The sequence below is a fragment of the Enteractinococcus helveticum genome (assembly GCF_020742345.1).
GTDB lineage: Bacteria > Actinomycetota > Actinomycetes > Actinomycetales > Micrococcaceae > Yaniella > Yaniella helvetica_A.
In genome coordinates, this window is the sequence record NZ_DYXC01000035.1 from 1 (window position 1) to 20124 (window position 20124).

Below are 20124 nucleotides of genomic sequence, written 5' to 3' on the forward strand. Positions count from 1 at the left end.
GACAGTCACGGATTACCTTCTTTCGATCTGTCGGATGGGCGCTGAGCGCATACGCACTCTCAGGCACCGAGAAGTTCAACTCGCCAATAAATCTAACATGTAGATATCACTGGATCGTTAGCGCCATCACGTAATGCGAGGTAGCTGCTCCAGGCAGCATACAATACCCCTGCGGGTATGTGCAGGCAGTATACAAGGTATGCCACTCGGGCATGACGACGCCGTCATTGCGCTTTTAACATGCGCCAAATGTAGTATCCGATGGCCACAAACATGCCACCCAACGGCCACCAGATCCAATTGATCGACCAGCCCGACAGTTGTGCAAATGCCATCACGACCATAATTCCTGCGCAGGCTGCTGCTACCCAGGTCATCAGCTCTATCCCGTACCGATACTGTTGTTGCACATTGTCTTCGGTGAGCATGACCGGAAAGTTCAAAATGCGTGGATACCTGGCCAGCACAAGCAGGCCGATCACGCACAGCGCGGTGGTGACCAGGGTGATGATCGCTTCAGTCGCCGGCCCGGTACGAGTCACATTGCCGGTGAAATCAAAATGCATGGGAACCTCGCCGTCGTACCGGCGGATCGCGACAAGGAAGTAGATGGGCAGGCCGACAGCAATCAGCCAACTACCGGCCTGCAAAGCCCGAAAGAACGGACTGAGCCGAATCTTTGATGCCGGGCGCTCCCGGAAACTGCCGTACACCATGGTCCCGGCACGGTTGCGCATTGGTTCACGGTCCTGACCGCTGGTCGTCATGAGTGCCTTTCTAGAAACAGCCGCTGATTTATCTGCTCAGCCATCAAGTCTAGAGTGCAGCTACCCCAAAAACTCTCCTGCCGGTTGCCACCAACTTAGCCGAGGGTGAGTTTGTTCACTGTTCATCGAGCAGCTGAAGGATCCGCTTGACCCAAATGGCTTTGCCCTCCTGACGCTGGCTAAACTGAAAAGACGAAGCCATACTTCTTTCACTCGACAACACCTTGAGAACTTCATAAATCACCTCGGCTCACGATCTGCCAGATCGTTTTGATGCCCAACCCTCAGGAGGCCTGCGTGACCGAATGGTCAAAACCTCAACCCTCATCCCGCGTCGTCGTCCAAGCTGGTGCGCGTGTCCCAGCGGCCACACCAGAAGCCGCGGCCGGCGACAAATGGGTTGAAGTTCCTACCGAATTCGATGCCATCATGCTGTCGTCATATGGTGGCCCCAATGGTCAAGACGATGTCATCCCGTTTTTGCGCAATGTCACCATGGGTCGCAATATCCCAGATGAACGACTTGAAGAAGTCGCCGTACACTACCGCGAAGCCGGTGGCGTCAGCCCGATCAACGAACAGAACCTAGCGCTCAAGGCTGCGATTGAGGAAGAACTCAAGTCCCGCAACATCGATCTGCCGGTGTATTTTGGCAACCGCAACTGGGACCCCTACTTCACCGAAGCGGTTTCCAAGGCTCATGAAGAAAATAAGGTCGAAGGTCGACCAACCAAAATCTTCGCGCTGGTGACCTCCGCCTATTCGGCCTATTCCTCGTGCCGCCAGTACCGCGAAGACTTCGCCGATGCACTCGAAGCACTGGATCTGTGGGATGACGTGCAAATCGACTCATCGCGTACCTTCTTTGATCACCCAGGTTTTGTGAACCCGTTCATCGAAGGCACGTTGAAGGCCGTTGCCGAGCTGGTCGAAGAACACCCAGATCTAGATCTTGCCAATGACGTCGAAGTGCTATTCTCTGCACACTCGATCCCAATTAAAGACAATGCCCGGTCTGGCGAGCCAGACGAACACGATTACGCTGAGCACGGCGCATATAAGGCCCAGCACCTGGCCGTTGGCGGCCTGGTTATGGATGCGGTCAAAGAAAAATACAGTGTCGATATTCCCTGGGAATTGGTCTTTCAGTCTGAATCCGGTCCAGCCCACATTCCATGGCTCGAACCTGACATTAATGACTACCTGGAAGGTCTGCAGGGCAAACGCAAGGCCGTCGTCGTCGTGCCAGCCACCTTCCTCTCCGACCACATGGAAGTCTGGTGGGACCTGGATATTGAAGCCAAGGAAACCGCTGACGAACAGGGTCTGGCCTATAAGCGTGTTGCAACCCCGGGTACTCACCCAGAGTTTGTTGCCGCAATGGTAGATCTGGTTGAAGAGCGTCTCAACGGGACTCCAGTCGCTGAGCGCAAGGCACTGACCAAATACGGCCCGGGCTATGATGTCTGCCGTGCCGGCTGCTGCCAGGGTTCCGGCTCACTGCGGGCCGCAATCGGTGGTCTGCTGCCCTAACCTGAAGAAGTTTTGAGCCGGTGGTGCTGGTGAGAAGATCTTCCTGATTTTTCTCACGAGTGCCACCGGTCTTATTTATCCTAGAACTCTTGCGGCCTAACGGTCTTCCAGCGCGGCGTTATACAGTTCGCGAGCCGAATGCCCGGTATCCTGACCCACTTGCCGAGTCGCGGCTTTCAACCGTTCACCAGCATCCACCAGTGCACGCACCTGGGCCAGCGCCTGGTCAAAAGTTGCCTGAGCTGCAGCAGGTGCCGGCCCGACGACGATGACAATCTCACCTTTTAACGTCTTGGATTCTGCCCAGTCAATCAACTCGGCGAGTGTGCCACGAGCAATCTCTTCGTGCAGCTTGGTCAACTCGCGCGCCACCGCAGCCTGCCGCTGAAGACCAAACGCTTGGACCATCGCCTTCAGTGTTTCGGCGGTACGGTGCGGGGATTCATAAAAGATCAGGGTGCGAGTCTCAGCGGCGAGCGCAGCCAGCGCTGTAGCTTTCTCCCCTGCCTTGCGCGGGATAAACCCTTCAAACGCAAACCGATCAGTCGGCAGCCCGGATAACACCAGTGCGGTCATAGCAGCCGAGGCGCCGGGAGCTACGGTCACATCCACGCCGGCAGCAATGGCTTCCTGAGTCAAACGATACCCCGGGTCAGAAATCGCCGGCATTCCGGCCTCGGGCACAAACACCACACGCTTGCCTTGACGCACCGCCTCGATCAGGCCCTTGGACGACTCAGCCTCATTATGTTCATGATGCGACACAACCGTGCCAGAAAACTGCACCCCGGCCGCATGCAACAACTTGTGTAGCGACCGGGTATCTTCGGCGGCAATAATATCGGCCTGGCCCAACACAGCTTTGACCCGGTCGGTCAGATCCCCCAAATTCCCGATCGGTGTGGCCGCCAAGGTCAACTCGGCGGCAGTGGTTTCGGCGTGTCTACGGGGTGCGTCCATGATCCCATTATCATGCCACATCACCGGTAGCATGGCCTGTGTGTCAACAACGCAACAACGCTTCCCTCATGACTGGCTACAACCTGCTTCCGAGGCCTTCTCGTTGGCAGGCCTCAAGGCTCGGCTGTTGTATCCAACGTTCCACCTGGGCCGCACCGGCTGGATCATCGCCGCGATCCTCACCGTCGCCGCCGGCCTGTTGCGTTTCTGGAACCTCAGCCATCCCAATGAGCTGATCTTCGACGAAACCTACTACGTCAAAGATGCGTACTCGCTGTGGCATTTCGGCTATGAGCGTTCCTGGGACGACGACGTCGACGACGCCTTTATTGCCGGGCAAGCCCAACCCAATGACGACGCCGCCTACGTGGTCCATCCGCCTGCTGGCAAATGGCTTATCGGCGCCGGGATGGCGCTGTTTGGCTACGATAGCGCCTTTGGTTGGCGCGTCACCGCCGCCCTTGCCGGAACCCTATCGGTGTTATTGACGTTCATACTGGCCGCTCAACTTTTCCGCTCCCTCTTCCTGGCATCTGTCGCGGGCCTGCTGCTGACCATCGAAGGCCACCACATCGTGATGTCCCGTACCGCCCTGCTGGACATTTTCCTGATGCTATTCGTCCTGGCAGCATTCTGTGCCCTGGTCGCCGATCGACGATGGGGACGACGACGCCTGGCCACCGAACTGGCCACCCGCTATCGACGCTTCACCACTACCGACGCCACCGACTATGACCGCACCCAGTGGCAGAAGACCGCCACTTATGGCCCCTGGCTAGGACTTCGGCCCTGGCGTATCGTCGCCGGTGTGCTGCTAGGCATTGCGGTGTCTATTAAACTTTCCGGGCTGGCTTTCGTTGCGGCCTTTGGCCTGCTCACCGTCTGGTGGGATGCCACCGCACGCCGCAGCGCCGGTGTGCGCCGCTGGCTGCCCGGCGCCGTCGTCCTGGATGGTCTGTGGGCACTCGTATGTATAGTCGGCGTTGGCGCAGTCACCTACGTGGCAACCTGGGCGGGCTGGCTGAGTTCATCAGGCGGCTACTACCGCAATTGGGCTGCCGACCAGTCCACTGCATTACCTAACTGGTTGGCATCACTGATCCACTATCATGTCCAATCCACAACCTTTCACACCGGACTGGACAGTTCTCACAACTACGCCTCATCCGCCTGGACCTGGCCCTTTGCTGGACGCCCGGTATCCTTTTACTATCGCACCGAAAACGTCCAATGCGCCGCTGAGGAGTGTTCCGCGGCAATCCTGGATCTGCCCAATCCGCTAATCTGGTGGACCGGATTATTCGCCATCGTCATCATCGTTATCCGCTGGCTGCTCATCCGCGACTGGCGCGCCGGTGCCATCCTGGCCGTCTATGCGGCAGGACAACTCATCTGGGTGTTGTGGCCAGCCCGAACCATGTTCTTCTTCTACACCGTGGCCTATGTGCCATTTCTCATCCTGGCGATCACCTACGTGGCCGGGTTGTGGTTGGCGCGCACCACGCAGTCAGGCACCGGATTTGCTTCGCGGCGTGTCGCCGTCGTGAGTATCAGTCTCTTTGTGCTTGCGGCCCTGGCCGTCAGCGCATATTTCATGCCAATTTGGACGGGCGAACCGCTGTCCCAACATCAGTGGCGGGCGCGCATGTGGTTCCAATCCTGGATCTAATCCTGATGCTCGGCACGACTCATTTGTGACCCACACCGCAATACTATGGCCCACGTCATGACAAGGTAGTGGCCGGGGCGGTAGACTGAGTCGCGGCAATTTTCACCACCCCAGAAAGTTCACCACCCCAGAAAGCAGGCCCCGTGCACGTTTCAGCCCCCTACATCACCCGGCTCGATTCACAAGCTAACCTCACCGACCTGGTCATTGAGCGGCTCGGGGCCCAGCCGGCCAGAGTGGTGTATGCGGTACAAACCACCAACGACGTCGAACATCTGAACTGGCGCGAAGTCACCGCCTTCGATTTCCTGGACCAGGTGCGCAAGGTCGCCAAAGGTCTCATAGCTTCGGGGATCAAACCCGACGACATGGTTGCCGTGATGTCTGCCACCAGCTACCAGTGGGCTGTCATTGATCAGGCGTTGTGGTTTGCCGGGGCCATCTCGGTGCCCATCTACGAGACCTCCTCGCCGTCACAAATCGCCCACATTCTCACCGATTCCGGGGCCGAGCGGGTTTTTGTTGCAGGATCCACTCCTGCACGCGCGGTGACCCGGGCCGTCCAGACCACTGAAGCCTTGGAAACCATCCAGCAATATGAACTCTCTGATGACGGTTTGGCACAATTAGCCCGGGCCGGCGTCGAGATTTCCGACGACGACCTGGAAACCGCCCGCACGGTAGCGACCATGGATTCCACGGCAACTGTGGTCTACACATCGGGTACCACTGGCCCACCCAAGGGTGCCAAGATTTCGCATCGCAACCTGGCCGAGGGCGCGGTCAATATTGTGCCCTGGGCCCAGGAGATTGTGTTGAACCACCCAACCCCGCGGCTGTTGATGTTCCTACCGCTGGCTCACATTCTGGCCCGCGCGGTCCAATACTTCGCACTGGTGTCGGGCATTCAGATCGCCCACACCTCCGACACCGCTAATGTCACCACGCTCATGCAGGCATATCAGCCCACCTGGTTACTGGTGGTTCCGCGCGTGTTGGAAAAAGCCTATACGACCGTCTTGGCCCAGGCCGAGGACGCCAAAGGCTTGCGCAAAAGCCTGCTGACCGATGCGATTCATGTAGCCGAGCAGTGGTCGCGTGCCCGCCAAGCCGGACAGCTGCCCGTGGGGTTACGTGCCAAACATGCCCTGTACGATCGGTTGGTCTACGCCAAGATTCGTGCGGTATTTGGTGGTCAAGCCAAGGCTGCAATTTCTGGTGCCAGCCCGCTGAATGAGAAATTGGCCCACCTGTTCACCGGAATGGGATTAGAGATCTTTGAAGGCTACGGGCTGACCGAATCCACCGCCCCGGCCGCGGTCAATGTTCCCGGACACGTCCGGCTGGGCTCGGTGGGCAAACTCGTGCCCGGTATGGAAGCCAAACTTTCGGCAACCGGGGAGTTGCTGCTGCGCGGGGTGGTGGTCTCCCCCGGGTACCTGTCACCGGCGGCCACCGCAGACTCATTCGACGACGACGGCTGGTTTGCCACCGGGGATCTAGCCGAGATCGATGACGACGGATTCATCTACATCACCGGGCGCTCTAAAGACCTGCTGGTCACCGCAGGCGGCAAGAACGTGTCCCCGGCCCCGCTGGAAGAGGTTATTTCGTCGTGTCCGATTGTGGGGCACGCCGTCGTCGTCGGGGAAAATAAACCATTTGTGGGTGTGCTGATTTCGCTGGATTCCGAACAGCTGGCCCAGTGGGCGGACCGGCGTGGCAAAGTCGGGTTAACATTGGAGCACGCACGCGACGATGAGGCTGTACACGCCGAAATTCAACGCTACATTGACCTGGCCAATCAGAGCGTGTCGAAGGCCGAATCCGTGCGCAAGATGGTTATTTTGCCCACCGAACTCTCACAAGAAACCGGGCACGTAACCCCGTCGGAAAAGCTACGTCGGGCTTCAGTGATCAAGGACTTTGACGACGCGATGACCGAACTCTACGGCTAGCGCATTTCCGGCTGGGCTGGTGTTATCGATGCTCGGCCGGTGACCTGGGATTCCAGGAACTGCTGGGCCCGCTCGCGGTGGTATCGGCGACGCGCGGTCGGGGCGGTGCAGACCGCGATGATGATCATGGTGACCAACGTCAGTCCGGCAACCCAGGCTGCGGCATCCACCCAGAATTGGCCCGGGTAGAGGCGAATCAGCGAGTCTGAGGTTGCAAAAGTCCAGGTCCCGTCGGCAAAGAACATTTGATGGAACCCGGCAAAAAACGCTTCCCAACCGAAGGCCGCGACCACGGCCAGGACGATCATGACCACGGTTAACCACACGGCCCCGGCAAATAGCGACCGGGCAATCGCACCCTTGCGCATGCGGTAAAGCATGATCATAACGACGACGCACACCACCGCCGCGACCAGCCCGGCAATCATGGTGACCAGCATGACCTGTTTGACATCGGCCATATGGCCGACCTCGGCCTCAGTGAAGACCGGGTTACCATTAGCAAACCTCAAATCACCCAGGTAGGCCGGCGGGGCGAAGTTAAAGAGGTAGTCCAGGCCGTAGGATCCCAAAGTCAGGCGGTCTTCGGTTTCCAAACCGAACTGATCGGCCGGGAATCCGGGACGATGGTACTCAAACCACAAAAACACCGGTGAGGCCACCAACCGGATCATCGCGATCAGAATGACCATCGGGGCCAAAATGGCCAATACGACCTGCAGGATCCGGGCCAAAGTTGGTGAGCCCACTGCCGCGCGATCACGAGCTTTGGCCCGAGCAGCAGCAGCATCTTCGAAAGAATCTTCCAAAAGCTCCGTGGCCATGGCATCATCACGGCTTGCCGCATGCGATCCGGCAGTCGCTGCAATTGGTGGCGGTGGCGGTGTGCTACGCGTTGCCGGTTCTTGTATCTGATGGGCCGCGGTAGTTTGCAGTGCGTCGCCATCGGGGTCCACGCGACGACGTTTTCTGCGCGGGGTGGCAATGGGCTCGGCCGGACGAATCTGTTCCTCTACGGTCGGGGGCGCCAAACGCGGCGTTTCTTGGTCGCGAACCTGATGATCGTCGTCGTCGGAGAAGTCCCGGTGGTCGTTGGATTGCTTCGACATAGCCCACACCTTTCCATCACGCTTTATCGCTAGCCTACGGTGTTGGCCACGGCGAGGAGAGTTTTTGGCGGCGCGTTGCGTAGCCTTTAGGCCGTAACCAGCTGGCGTCCGCCGTCGTAATCTTCTAGATCAGCATCCGCGTTGGCGGCGGCCGCGCGCGAACCCAGCATCCAGGTATAAGCCCAGTAGCCGGCCAGCACGAATGCGCCAATGGTTATTTTGGCCCAGGTGGGCAGGTTGGACGGCGTCACCAGACCTTCCACAAGTCCCGAAATCAGCAAAACCCCAACCAGACCGACCCCCACGAGGATCAACTGGCGGCCCCAGTAAGCCAGCGACTGCAGACGCGTGGCTCGCCCCGGGGCAACCCAGGCCCAGAACACGCGCAGCCCCGCAGCGCCAGCAATGAAAATAGCGGTCAGTTCCATGAGTCCGTGGGGTGTGATGAATGCAAAGAAGGTGCCCAGCTCGTCATATTTGTGCATCAAGGCCGCCGAAATACCCAATCCCTGCGCGTTGACCCACAGGACGTAGGGCACAAAGAATCCGGTAATCCCGAAGGCCACTTCTTGCAAGGCAATCCAGGCGTTATTGACCCACACCAACGTGGTGAATGACGACGCCGGATTCTCTGAGTAGTAATCCACAAAGTCTTCCTCAACGTAGGCAATCTGAGACTCCTCGGAGATCATGGCGTCAAACATTTCCGGATTATTGCCGTACCAGAAACCATAGGCTAGAGCCAGTGCCGTAAAGGCCGCCCCTAGCACGATGGTCAGCCAGCGAATTTGGTACAGCGCATACGGGAGTTTGACGGCGAAAAAGTTTTTGATTCCGGCAACCGGCGATCCGGTTGCCGAAGTGAGCTTGGCGCGGGCTCGAGCGATCAACAGGGACAGCCGGTTAGCATAGCCGCCGTCGGGATCTTGTGCCTGCACGATAGACAAGTGCGTGGACACCCGCTCATAAAGTTCCACCAATTCGTCAATCTCTTGGGCGTTGAGTCGCCCAACCCTGGACAGCTGATGGAGTCGCTGCCAGTCGTCACGGTGCGTTGTTGCATAGGCTTCAAGATCCACGTGCCCCACACTACTAGGCTTGGGTGTGGGACACCTACCCAAACCCACATGAAGACTAAACTCAGAACTAAAACATTATGAAAGTTGGGCCGTACGTGCATAAATACACCATCACCGGCGAGGCCGTTGTGCTGAACCTACGTGCTGCAAATTTCATGCCGCGCCTGGGTGCCGCATTCCTCGATGCGATCATTTACACGGTGGCCTGGATTTTCATGCTCATCGGGTTAGGACGCTACACCTCGATCTACGCCATGGATATCGCCGCGAGCCAGGCCGTGATGATTCTGGCGGCCATTACGCTGATGTTTCTGATCCCGCTGCTGGTCGAGGGCCTGTCGAAGGGGCATTCGATTGGTAAGTTTATTTTTGGCTTACGGGTTGTCCGTGACGACGGCGGAACCATCCGGTGGCGTCATGCCTTTATTCGGTGTCTCACCGGGGTCTTTGAACTGTGGATGACGGGCGGTTCCATAGCGATCATCACGTCGTTATTTAATCGTCAGTCCAAACGTCTCGGGGACATGATGGCCGGTACCTTTGTCATTATATCCCGTGCACCTCGCCCAGCTGCAGAACTGCCTGGCCTCCCGGCAGCAATGGAGCAATGGGCACAGGTCGCCGATGTTGGTCGGATCCCGACCGGGCTGGCAAGCCAAGCCAATGAGTTGATCCGTAATCTCTCCACCATGAATCCTACTGCCCTTGCATCGCTGGCCGCGACCGTGACCGAGCAGATGCGACATTATGTAACGCCCGGGCCCCCACCAGGTGTCGACCCGTTGACCTTTCTCATCGGGGTCATGGCAGAACGACGCAATAGAGATCAAGCGGTCTTGCAGCAGCGTCGTGAACGCCGTGAGCGCGATCAACAATACTTACGAAACTAACACCGCACAATGATGCACTCAGTCCCCGGGCCACGATGCTTCGGCCCGGGGATTTTTATGTCCCGGTACGCCCGCTAGCTATTAATTCGATGGATGCAACCGTGTCGCCTGCATTGTGGATAAGTTCCAAAGAAAGTTCTTGTTATCCACAATAATGACAACACACTCATCAAAAATTCAAATTCTATGATATAGAGCATCCATAACCGACTTGAAGTATTGAACAACTTTATAAAAGAACATACTTTTCCTTGTTTCTTAGGGTTCAACGCGATAAAATAGAGCTAATAACTTCTTCTCCTCGAGCACATGGCAACTGCGAGTCATCGACCTTCTGATAGTGAAAGGACACGGTTGTGGATATCCCAAAAATCCTTCCCGATCTGGGTTCACCCGTGTCCACCCGTCTGTTGAATGTAGATGAATTTGATGATGCTTCACTTGGTGAGGTCATGCACGCAGCCACCGTGCTGATGCAGGTTGCGTCGCAGCGTATGGCAAACCCAGCGACGTACACCGAAATCCCAACCTACATTGATGCCGCTGGCAGAGATTGGTCGGGATTCCACGGTGAATCAACTCCGACGGACAGCCCAGCCGCTGATAGCACAGCCACAGCAGAGAAAACCGAACCTTCTGAACGCAATTTCGATGAAGAAATTGCGGCGCCAATTGAACCAGACAATTATTGTGACTCTCTGCCGGCCCTGGGCAATATGCTCAGCCAGATCTCCAGGTTTCATGCCAGTGCGATGACGCAGTATTCGCGCTATCTCGAAGCGTCGATGGCTGATCAACGGCGCTATCTTGGCACGCCAAGGAAGACGAAAGACTTTCGTGATGTTGCAGATTATTTGACTACGACAATGCGAATCTCTCGTGCCGATGCGCGAAAAATTATCAAACGTGGAAAGTACTTCGCCCACCGACCTGGGCTGCACCCCGAGGCATCAGATGCCAAACCTACATTCGAAAAACTCGCCGAGTCCATGGCATCCGGTGATCTCCCCATAGACAATGCTGATAAATTGATCAGTTTTGATGAGGAACTGATTAAGTATTCACAGAAAACAAAACAACCCTTAGAGCGCAAAGACCAAGTGTTAGAAGTCTTTGAACCCGTAATGGTTGAGACCGCAGAATCAACGACACCTGATGAATTGTCGAAGGTCAAGAAACGCTGGTTGGAAGAAATGGTCCATTGGATTTGCCCTGACGGGCCTTCACCATCCAGAGCCTTCGCGAAGGAAGCAGACAATGCTCTGAAGTATCGAGATCAACCGGATGGTAGTGCTATTTTCTCCATGCACGCCACTCCAGCGGTCACGGCTAGCTTCAAGAATTGGATGCTGCAGCAATTGGATCTCGCAGGTTCCCCAGTACTCATTTCAGACGAAGCACTCACGCTGCTGGATTTCCTCACCCCGGATACCGACACGGACGACACAGCAACAAATAATGATGTGACAGCAGCGTCGCATGAGACCCGTCATGGGACCGAAGAGTCATCACAACCCAAGTCCAACGAATCATCACAGCTCGAATCTGATTGGGATTCATCAGAAGACAACGCTGATGATAAAGATCAACAGCTCACGATCCCGAGTGCTTGGCTTGGTTCAATGACCACCTGGGATACCACTCCTGACCCGACACAAGTCGTAGCTGAGTCAGCTGATGGCACCCTACTTACTTCCAGAGACATGAATCTGATTGAGAAACTGACAACTGGACAAAAGATGGGCAGTATCCTGCTGAGCCATATGCTGGCCCTGTTGAGCATGGATCCAACCGAATTTGGCGGAAAGAAGGCCCATGGCATTTCCGCTCAACTCATGGTTGTCCAGGATATTGAAACCGCATACCATACCCTTGGGCTCGGTTCGATTCCCGAAGCAGCACGAAGACCCGCAGGACCCGACGGCTATTTGCCACCGGTGATCAAGCGGCCCAATCCAGATGATCCAAACGAACCAGAATGTTTGGATAATCCATATCAATTCAGCCAACACGTCCCACCGGATCCTGTCGCCGATGACGACGATAAGCCTCCCCCTTGGACGCCATATCAGTCAGAAGCGGTCAACATTGGTCCCATCCATCCGGATGAGGTGGAGAGTCTGCTGTGTAACGCAACCATCACGGGACAAATCTGGAATGGGCCCGACCAGGTCTTGCAACAGAAGCGCGCCCATCGGCTGCACACCGCAGCTCAACGACGTGCCATCCTGGCCCGAGATAAAGGATGTCAAGCACCTGGCTGCCCAGTCCCAGCGGCCTATTGCGATATCCACCATATTAAGGCTTGGGCTAACGGTGGACCAACGGACGAAGACAACGGCATCGCCTTATGTCCATTCCATCATGATGCGCTACACCAAGGCCGATGGACTATTCGAAAACACAATGGGCTCACCTTCTTCCAACCGGCCCGATGGATTGATCCGGCCCAGCCATTACTCCGCAACGCCTATTGGAACACCTAAGATAAACACGTATTGTCACCGTTATCTCATGGATAACGGTGGCAATACGCTCAAACGACACCTAGTAGCGGTAGTGCTCCGGCTTATATGGCCCAGCGACATCTACACCCAAGTATTCTGCCTGAGTTTTGTTCAGCTCAGTCAAGCGAACACCCAACGCATCCAAATGCAATCGTGCAACCTGCTCATCAAGTAGTTTCGGCAATACATGCACACCGATCTCGTAGGTCTTGCCAGTAATTGAGCCGGCGCCACCTTCAGCATTGAACAGCTCAATCTGAGCCATCACCTGGTTGGTAAACGACGCAGACATGACAAACGATGGGTGACCTGTGGCGTTACCAAGGTTCAATAGACGGCCTTCGGACAACACAATGATCGAGCGCTCGTTTTCAGTACCCTTATCGAAGACCCACTCGTGAACCTGAGGTTTGATCTCAACCTTCTCGACACCAGGAACCTGCGACAAACCTGCCATATCGATCTCGTTGTCAAAGTGACCAACGTTGCCAACGATGGCCTTATCTTTCATGGCCAGCATATGCTCGGTCATAATGACGTCACGACCACCCGTAGTCGTGATGAAGATATCTGCCGTCGCTACGACGTCTTCAAGACGAGCTACCTGGAAACCGTCCATAGCCGCCTGCAGGGCGTTGATCGGATCAATTTCAGTCACGATCACGCGGGCGCCCTGACCACGAAACGCTTCGGCAGCACCTTTACCAACGTCACCGTAGCCGGCGACGACGGCGGTCTTACCGCCCAGCAGTACGTCTGTACCGCGCATGATGCCATCAGGCAACGAGTGACGGATACCGTATTTGTTGTCAAACTTCGATTTGGTAACCGCGTCGTTGACGTTGATAGCAGGGAATAACAATTCTCCGTTTTGAAACATCTGGTTCAGACGTAGTACGCCGGTGGTGGTTTCTTCGGTGACACCACGCAGGTTCTTGGCAATGCGGGTCCAACGCTGGTTATCGGTCTCCAGTGACTTCCGCAGGGCTGCCAGAATGACTTTGTATTCTTCAGCATCGTCTTCACTGGCCGCAGGCACCATGCCCACGCCTTCAAATTCAACACCTTTATGAACTAACAGGGTGGCGTCACCGCCGTCGTCGAGGATCATATTCGCACCAAGCGTTGGATCCTCTTTGGCACCTGGCCACACAAAGATCTGTTCAGCGGCCCACCAGTATTGCTCAAGGGATTCGTTCTTCCAAGCGAAGACCGGTACACCGGCTGGTTTTTCAGCGGTACCGTCGCCCACAACGACCGCGGCGGCGGCTTCGTCCTGGGTGGAAAAAATATTGCACGAAGCCCAGCGAATCTCAGCCCCCAGGTGTGACAAGGTTTCGATGAGCACAGCGGTTTGGACGGTCATGTGCAACGAACCGGCGATGCGTGCGCCCTTCAACGGCTGCGAATCACCGTACTGTTCACGCAGTGCCATCAGGCCTGGCATTTCATGTTCGGCAAGACGGATCTGATGGCGTCCGACTTCATGCAAAGAAATGTCGCGAATCGCGAAGTCGAAGTCGGCACCTGGGACGGTCGATTTATTCGAAAAAGCCGGGTCAACGGCAGGCGAAATACTCATGGTAGTTAACACTACTGCCTCACGGTGCAACCACCCGTTGCAGGGCAACGGGACGTCATATAATCCAACCGAATTTACTCGGGACGAATCAGACGCAAACCGACGGGTTGTTCGGGTAGTGGGCTAGGTCGTGTTGGTGCCACGGAGCGGTCGACCGGTTGGATGGTCCCAGAGCTGGCCTCAGCAGGGGCATCTGGGCTTTCGGGCTTAGACACGGCATTGGCCACAGCGAGCAGATCATCATCGTCTTGTAGATTTTCGGTCAGTTGCAGAAATTCCCAGCCCACCGGAGCGGTGAATTGCTGAGCATGTTTGGCACATAGGTCGTGGGCATGCGGTTCGACACGCTGTGACATGGGGCCCAACACGACGGTCGAATCAGCATAGTTAAAGGTCAGCGTTGCTGCAGCTGAATTTGAGCAAGCGGTTTTGGTGCAAAGTCGTTGAGTTCCCACAGCGATTCAGTCTAGCCTACGGATTGTCATCAAGGTTGTTAGTCTTGGGGTGTGGCTAGATTCTTTTCGCCTGATCGGCATGGGCGCAGACCGCTGCCGGCGGATCGATTTGACCATGCTTTGAGCATTGCCCACCGGTGGTTTTTGGATCAGGTGGGTGATGTTGCCGTAATCCAGTATGTGACTGCACCTGCTGATATGAACTGGTGGCGTAAGGACGACGTAGCCCCGTTGATCGCCGGTGGGATTGGGGCATCCGGCCAAGTCGCGCTGACGCTGCACCGCAAATTCATCGAACTGAAATACCCCGACGACGGGCTGTTGCCCGAGCGGCTCTATGAACTGTTGATCACCGAGTGGGCGGCACTTACGGGTAAGACGGTGTCCGAGGTGGACCCAGAATTCTAAATTCTAAGGTTCGCTGAGTTGCGCGCAGAATTTCTTGTGGCGTCTAGTATCCCAGGCGTACCGGCAGACCGGAACCGGTGGCGGTCACGGTGTTGACGGGCATCGCGGAGATACCAGCCTCCGAGGTGGTGACCACACCGGCGTGCACGGAACTGGAACCGGTTTCTAACAGGTATGCGGTGGCGTCGTCATCGGTGACGGTTACCGCGGAGTTGGCTGCAAGTTCTTGTTCGCGGGTTTCGCCCACTTCTCCATCGGAGTTGATCGGGGTGACATTTACGGTGGCGTCGGTATCCGTGGACAATACCAGTTGGGATGCTGGGCTACCCAGTGCTGGCAGCGCGACCATGGTTTCGCCGCGGATAGGCCGGGTGGCCGACTGGTAGGCGGTATCGACGGCGGCGGTGTTGCCGGTGGCGTCGTCATTATCTGCTGCCGGGTTGAAGGCCAGTGAGGTCGCCGAGGCCACAATATTGGCATCCGCTTCGATGGCGACCGCATAGGTGCCGGGGTCGACTCCGGTCAGATCCACAGTTGTTGTGGCACCGGGAGCCAGTTCGACGGCGGAGGCTTCGGCTGGGATATCTACCGGACCATCTGGGCCTCGCAAACTGATGGTGGCCGAGGCGGCGGCACCGGTTGAGGCGATGTGCAACTGCGGGGTTTGGCCTTCGAGTCCGGAGCCTTCGGAGATGGCAGCGGCGTCGTCGTCAATCACAATGCCCGGGACGACGACATTGGTACCGGTCGCGGCCGGTTGCAGGGTGTCGACGCCGGCCGGGACGATGCCGTCGAGTCGGTGCTGCTGAATGCTCGCGGCGACCGGGCCGCCCGAGGCGGAGACTTCAATGGCCACGGACTCTTGGCGCGGGGCAAGACCCGCGACCAACATTGAGGTGGTCTGCCCCGGGGCCAAGACGATGCCCGTGGCTCCTGATGCCTCGATGCGTCCGGTGTCGCCGAAGACGGCTAGATCTACGGTCGAGTTGGTGGACGAAGGGTTGGTGATTGACAATACTGCGGTGGTGCCGGTGGTGGTGATCGCACCGGTGAGCCAGTGTTGGTGGGCTGCCGGGGTACAGGTGCCGGTGGTCATGCCGGCCAGGTCGCCGTCGGTAGCAGCATATTGTGTGGTGGCAGCGGCGAGTCCGGGGTTACCGCCCACGGGTTCTACGGATAAGGCAACGGGCTGGCCGTCTTGGGCTGGATCGGTGATTGCATCGTAGTGCGCTAGTTGTTGCACGGTGCCGTCGCTAGCTGCGGTGGCCGGTGGGCCCTGTTGTAGCTGTTGGTCCAGGGGCTCGGTGATGTCTTGGGTGGAGCCGGGGCCATCGGTTCCGGGGCTTGCCGCAAAATACGAGATGCCCGGAATGTTGCCGGCCAGATCAGATCCGGCGGTGACGGTCAGCGCGGTTGCGGCGTCCGATGACAGTGGCGAAAAGTCGAGGTCTTCATCGGAGCCTGCGCCTTCGGGCAACGCGGGTGCGCCTGGGCACACGCCCATCACCGGGGTGGCAGGCAGCTCGGCGGCGCGAGCCTCGGTGTCCATGGCCGGTGGGCCGGGCGACCACAGACTGCCGGCCGTGGTGATTGCCGCAACTGCCGCTGCGGTGCCCAGGCCTAGCAGGGCGGCGGTGCGCTTGGATAAGCTGGTGCGTTCGAGACGGCGCAGGGCGGCTTCGCGACGACGCGCCCGGTCGGTTGACCCAGTATCGGGTGCAGGTTCGGTGGGCTCAACCGCGGGTTGTGGGGTTGGTGTGTTGTGCTCGTTGGTCATGCGTCCTCCCTGGGTCGACGACGCGCTGGCGTTGGGATAGCCAACAGCACGGTGACAATGCCCACGATGCCCGGGATCAGCCACAGCCATTTGCCAGCAGTGGGCGTGTATTCCATGGTCAGGTTGCCACCGGATGCGGGCAGTTCAAAGGCTTGAACCCACTCGGGTTCCGTGGTGGTTGCGGTGAGTTCTTGACCGTCCACATATGCCCGGAATCCCGGATTGGCTCGCTCGGCGACCACCAGTAGGCGTCCCTCGGGCCCATCGGGCAGCTGAACATCAATAGCTCCGTTGGGATTCGAGGCCGCAATGGCCACGGTCTGGTCATCTTCCACGATCCGAGCCCGAGCGGTGGCTGTACCGCGCGGAGCCGTAACACCATCGGCGGTGAGCACATCAACGCCCAAGGCCTCATCTGCTGTGGCGTCCTCGGGTACAACTCGCCACAGCCAGCCGGCTTGGGAATGTCCTACGGCGGCAAGTCCGGGTGCCGCATCGATGCCGGCGGCCAGGGTAGTTTCGGTGCCCGATGGGTCAGTCAGGACCACATAGCCGGCACCGAGGGCATCCAGGATCGGACGCGGATCGGTGTCAGCACCCGAGGTCAGTTGTGCGGCCACGGTGCGAAGCGCATTATCGGCGTCATCGGCATTCGCGGCTTGCGGGGCGAATAGTCCCCCGGTGACCGAACGGGTAGTCCAGGTGCCGGTCATGTCATCCAGCATGGTGCCTTCACCCGAGATCAGATGGGTGCGGATGCCCTCGGTGGTCCGGGTGATCACCAACGTGCGGGCTTGCAGCTCCGATAAGGCCGCATCCACCGCGGTGGCGGGCAGGGAGCGTTGCACGACGCCGGTAACGCTTGGCGTTCCGGTGGCGTGTTCGTGTCCTGCGGCGGTGGTGTCGAGGTGTGCATCGGTTGCAGCTTCAGCGGCGGCAACCTCGCGCTGGTCTTGGGCGTCGGTCCGCGCTTGGGCCAGGGTTTCGCCGGGAACCACGCGCGGGGTTAACCACAGGCCGGCGGCGATCATACCGGTCAGTACAAGGATCGTCGTTGCGGTGCGGGCGGGCCAGCCGGCTCGCCTGCCAATGCTCCGGGCCGTGGTGAACCGCTGGGATTTAGCAACGGTCAGATAGTTGACCCCGATGATCGCAGCCACCAGTAGGCCCATCCAGGTCAGGGAGACCGCTGGAATGGTGGACAGCGCGACGGGGGCACCGGTTTGATCGATCGCGAAAATCATGCTGGCGCTCAGCGTGCCTATTGCCAGTCCGACGATGGCGGTCAGTGCCGCCGTGCGGGCGAGCCCTCCCCCGCGCCCCGGTGCACTCACCCCGATAAGCGCTATGCACAACAATGGCGCGGCAATAATACCCACCGCAATACCTGCCCAGGGCAGTGTGGGGCTCAGCGCGTCCAACCACGGCAGCTCGGCCAGCCCGGCGTCCAACGCGGTGCGGTGCGGCAGACCCAGCAGCAGTTGCCAGGTTGGAGCTGGATCATATCCGGCGGGTGCACCGGGGTCAGCGAAGATGGCGCGAAGGTCCAACCGGTGGGTCACAATGGCCGGTAGCAGCGAGGTCAGCGCCAGCAGCGGAGTCCACCACAGGGTTTTCATGGTCGGTCGCAGTGCGAAAAAAATCGCGACGATGCCCAGGGTCAACGGAATGAACATCACCGGGGCAACCGCCGTGATCACCGTCAGCAGGATCGCAACCCAGGCGGCCGCGGTCAGCGAGGTTGTCGCGGTGCCATCGCGAAGTTTACGACCCAACCGGACCGGACGCGGTTTGGTATCATCGCCCAGGGCATGAAACAGTTTGATGTCGTCGGGTTGATACCCAATGGCTTTGAGTAGGGCCAGCACGAACCAGGGCAGCAGCACATGGACGACGACGCCGCCGAAGCGGCCTTCGGATAATGCGATCAAAAAGGCGGGAACACCGGCCCAGATCAGGCCCGCGGCAAAACGAATATAACGGCCGGAGGTGACAGCTCCGGATAGCGTCCAGGCACCCAGTGCGGCCAGGGGTAAAGCCAAGACCCACAGCCAGACAATGACTGTCGAAGCGTTTGTGGATAGCCCAAACAACATCAACAGCCAGCCGAAGGGACCATCGTAGCCGGGTGCGCCGGCACCGGCGAGGCTCCAACCGCTGGCGGCTTTGGCCGCTAATACGCCAAGGTCGCCGGTCACCGGCAGCAGGTTCCCGCCGGCCAACGCTGGAACCCCCAACAGGTGGCGGAGACCTAATAGTGCCACCGCGCCCAAGGCAATGATCAGGGTGACGGCACCGGTCCCGACCCAGTTGCGATCAGGGGTGGCCAGTTCGTCAAAATCGTCGTGACCGCCGGTCGCTTCTTGGGGCGCAGCGGAGACCCCCGTACCGTCGCCAATCACCCGGTCGGGTTCAGAGATTTCCAGTACGGAACGTCGGTAATCGCGCACTCGTGCTCGTGACGGGCGCAGTTCATCAACGGCGTCGAAGGGTCGTGTACGGGTTGCTTTGGCGTCGCTACGGGATCTCAGGAGTGGAGCCACCCGCCCCAGCGTCTGGAAAATACCGGAGGCTTGGGCGAATCCGGTGGCCGGGTCTTTAACCAATAGCCCAACGACAATCCGGTACAGTGCTGCCAGCAGCCCCCACAGCCAGCCACCAATCATGGCCAACACGCCGGCGTGTTTTAGGCGCAGCCAACGGGCTGCCGCCCACTGCTCGGCGATGCTTTGGGTCTCGGGTTGGGCTTCGTGTTGGACCTCGGCTGCGGGCACCACCGCCACGCGATGTCCGGCCAGTCGGGCACGCCAACACAAATCTACGGCTTGGACGGATTCTGGGGTACGTGCGTCAAAACCACCTAGCGACACGAAGACATCAGTGCGCACCAGCAGCGCGGGCAGTGCGACAGCAAACGTATCTGTGCGGTGGTCGTATTGGCCCTGATCGAGTTCACCGGGTTCAATCATCGACAACACATCACCGCTGTGGGCAACGGTCAATCCGACGTCGATCAACTGGCGGTCCACCAGCTGCTTCGCCCCGGCAATCGTAACCGACGGTGAGATTTCCACGGCCTGTAGTTGTTGAGCCAGGGCATCTTCGGATACCACGGTGTTTTCGGTTAGAAACCACAGCCAGGATTGGACGCCGACGCGTTGTGCCTCAGCTTGGGATGACTCCAAGACCTCTGCCAGTTGCTCGGACAGGGCGACTCCCGGGTTGCGCACGATGTGGTGGTGGGCCACCCCGGAGGTGTCCATGAGCCTGTTGAGGTTTTTTAGCACCGCAGGCTCCACGTTGGAGCCGGTGACCACCACCGCGGTGTCTAAACCTACCGACCCGCGTAGGGCGGAGGTAAAAACTTCGGTGGTAGCGCTTGCGGGATCCTCTAATAGGAATATCCCGGTGACGTGGTATTTAGCCAAGA

The 20124-nt window shown here is 58.3% G+C and carries 14 protein-coding genes; 6 read left to right on the forward strand and 8 right to left on the reverse strand.

The window, feature by feature from the left end; genetic code table 11:
- Positions 1-224: 224 nt before the first annotated feature.
- Positions 225-767 carry an SdpI family protein gene (locus tag K8V32_RS02900; RefSeq protein ID WP_303902612.1) on the reverse strand — a complete coding sequence of 181 codons (543 nt, stop codon included), beginning with the start codon at positions 765-767 and terminating at the stop codon, positions 225-227.
- Between the two features lie 297 nt (positions 768-1064).
- Here K8V32_RS02900 and K8V32_RS02905 point away from each other — a divergent pair, with 297 nt between their 5' ends.
- Positions 1065-2300: a ferrochelatase gene (locus K8V32_RS02905; RefSeq protein WP_303902615.1), complete on the forward strand. Its 1236-nt coding sequence runs from the start codon at positions 1065-1067 to the stop codon at positions 2298-2300.
- Positions 2301-2396: 96 nt separating this feature from the next.
- On the opposite strand, the gene rsmI is transcribed toward K8V32_RS02905, so the two are convergent.
- Positions 2397-3260: a 16S rRNA (cytidine(1402)-2'-O)-methyltransferase gene (rsmI, locus tag K8V32_RS02910; RefSeq protein ID WP_303902619.1), complete on the reverse strand. Its 864-nt coding sequence runs from the start codon at positions 3258-3260 to the stop codon at positions 2397-2399.
- A gap of 40 nt (positions 3261-3300) precedes the next feature.
- On the opposite strand from rsmI, the gene K8V32_RS02915 reads away from it, so the two are divergent.
- Entirely contained in the window at positions 3301-4929 is a 1629-nt protein-coding gene (locus tag K8V32_RS02915; RefSeq protein ID WP_303902623.1) for a dolichyl-phosphate-mannose--protein mannosyltransferase, read from the forward strand.
- A gap of 143 nt (positions 4930-5072) precedes the next feature.
- Entirely contained in the window at positions 5073-6887 is a 1815-nt protein-coding gene (locus K8V32_RS02920; RefSeq protein WP_303902626.1) for an AMP-dependent synthetase/ligase, read from the forward strand.
- Here K8V32_RS02920 and K8V32_RS02925 read toward each other — a convergent pair.
- Together K8V32_RS02925 and K8V32_RS02930 are read right to left on the reverse strand one after the other, a co-directional pair.
- Complete coding sequence (locus K8V32_RS02925) at positions 6884-7996, reverse strand: TIGR01906 family membrane protein (protein WP_303902629.1); 1113 nt, start codon at positions 7994-7996, stop codon at positions 6884-6886. The two genes, K8V32_RS02920 and K8V32_RS02925, sit on opposite strands and share 4 nt — an antisense overlap.
- A gap of 86 nt (positions 7997-8082) precedes the next feature.
- Complete coding sequence (locus tag K8V32_RS02930; protein ID WP_303902632.1) at positions 8083-9075, reverse strand: stage II sporulation protein M; 993 nt, start codon at positions 9073-9075, stop codon at positions 8083-8085.
- 95 nt (positions 9076-9170) lie between these two features.
- On the opposite strand from K8V32_RS02930, the gene K8V32_RS02935 reads away from it, so the two are divergent.
- Both K8V32_RS02935 and K8V32_RS02940 read left to right on the forward strand, forming a co-directional pair.
- Positions 9171-9965, forward strand: a complete 795-nt coding sequence (locus K8V32_RS02935) for an RDD family protein (RefSeq protein ID WP_303902635.1) — start codon at positions 9171-9173, stop codon at positions 9963-9965.
- Positions 9966-10321: 356 nt separating this feature from the next.
- On the forward strand, positions 10322-12451 hold the full coding sequence (locus K8V32_RS02940; RefSeq protein ID WP_303902638.1) for an HNH endonuclease signature motif containing protein: 2130 nt from the start codon (positions 10322-10324) through the stop codon (positions 12449-12451).
- 61 nt (positions 12452-12512) lie between these two features.
- Here K8V32_RS02940 and ahcY read toward each other — a convergent pair whose 3' ends face one another.
- A complete protein-coding gene (gene ahcY / locus K8V32_RS02945; protein WP_303902641.1) occupies positions 12513-14054 on the reverse strand; it encodes an adenosylhomocysteinase in 1542 nt (513 codons plus the stop codon).
- Positions 14055-14128: 74 nt separating this feature from the next.
- Positions 14129-14509 (reverse strand): DUF3499 family protein, encoded by a 381-nt coding sequence (locus tag K8V32_RS02950; RefSeq protein WP_303902644.1) that lies wholly within the window; start codon positions 14507-14509, stop codon positions 14129-14131.
- Between the two features lie 51 nt (positions 14510-14560).
- Here K8V32_RS02950 and K8V32_RS02955 point away from each other — a divergent pair, with 51 nt between their 5' ends.
- Complete coding sequence (locus K8V32_RS02955; protein ID WP_303902646.1) at positions 14561-14917, forward strand: hypothetical protein; 357 nt, start codon at positions 14561-14563, stop codon at positions 14915-14917.
- Between the two features lie 43 nt (positions 14918-14960).
- Here the strand turns inward: K8V32_RS02955 and K8V32_RS02960 are convergent, their stop codons facing one another.
- The gene (locus K8V32_RS02960; RefSeq protein ID WP_303902649.1) at positions 14961-16694 is read right to left on the reverse strand and encodes a DUF5719 family protein; all 1734 of its coding nucleotides are present in this window, start codon (positions 16692-16694) and stop codon (positions 14961-14963) included.
- Positions 16691-20122 (reverse strand): glycosyltransferase, encoded by a 3432-nt coding sequence (locus tag K8V32_RS02965; RefSeq protein WP_303902652.1) that lies wholly within the window; start codon positions 20120-20122, stop codon positions 16691-16693. Before K8V32_RS02965 ends, K8V32_RS02960 begins: the two co-directional genes overlap by 4 nt.
- Positions 20123-20124 lie beyond the last annotated feature (2 nt).

Coding starts and splice junctions, on each gene's coding strand:
- K8V32_RS02900 (WP_303902612.1), bottom strand. CDS start 767: ATGACGACCAGCGGTCAGGACCGTGAACCAATGCGCAACCGTGCCGGG.
- rsmI (WP_303902619.1), bottom strand. CDS start 3,260: ATGGACGCACCCCGTAGACACGCCGAAACCACTGCCGCCGAGTTGACC.
- K8V32_RS02925 (WP_303902629.1), bottom strand. CDS start 7,996: ATGTCGAAGCAATCCAACGACCACCGGGACTTCTCCGACGACGACGAT.
- ahcY (WP_303902641.1), bottom strand. CDS start 14,054: ATGAGTATTTCGCCTGCCGTTGACCCGGCTTTTTCGAATAAATCGACC.
- K8V32_RS02960 (WP_303902649.1), bottom strand. CDS start 16,694: ATGACCAACGAGCACAACACACCAACCCCACAACCCGCGGTTGAGCCC.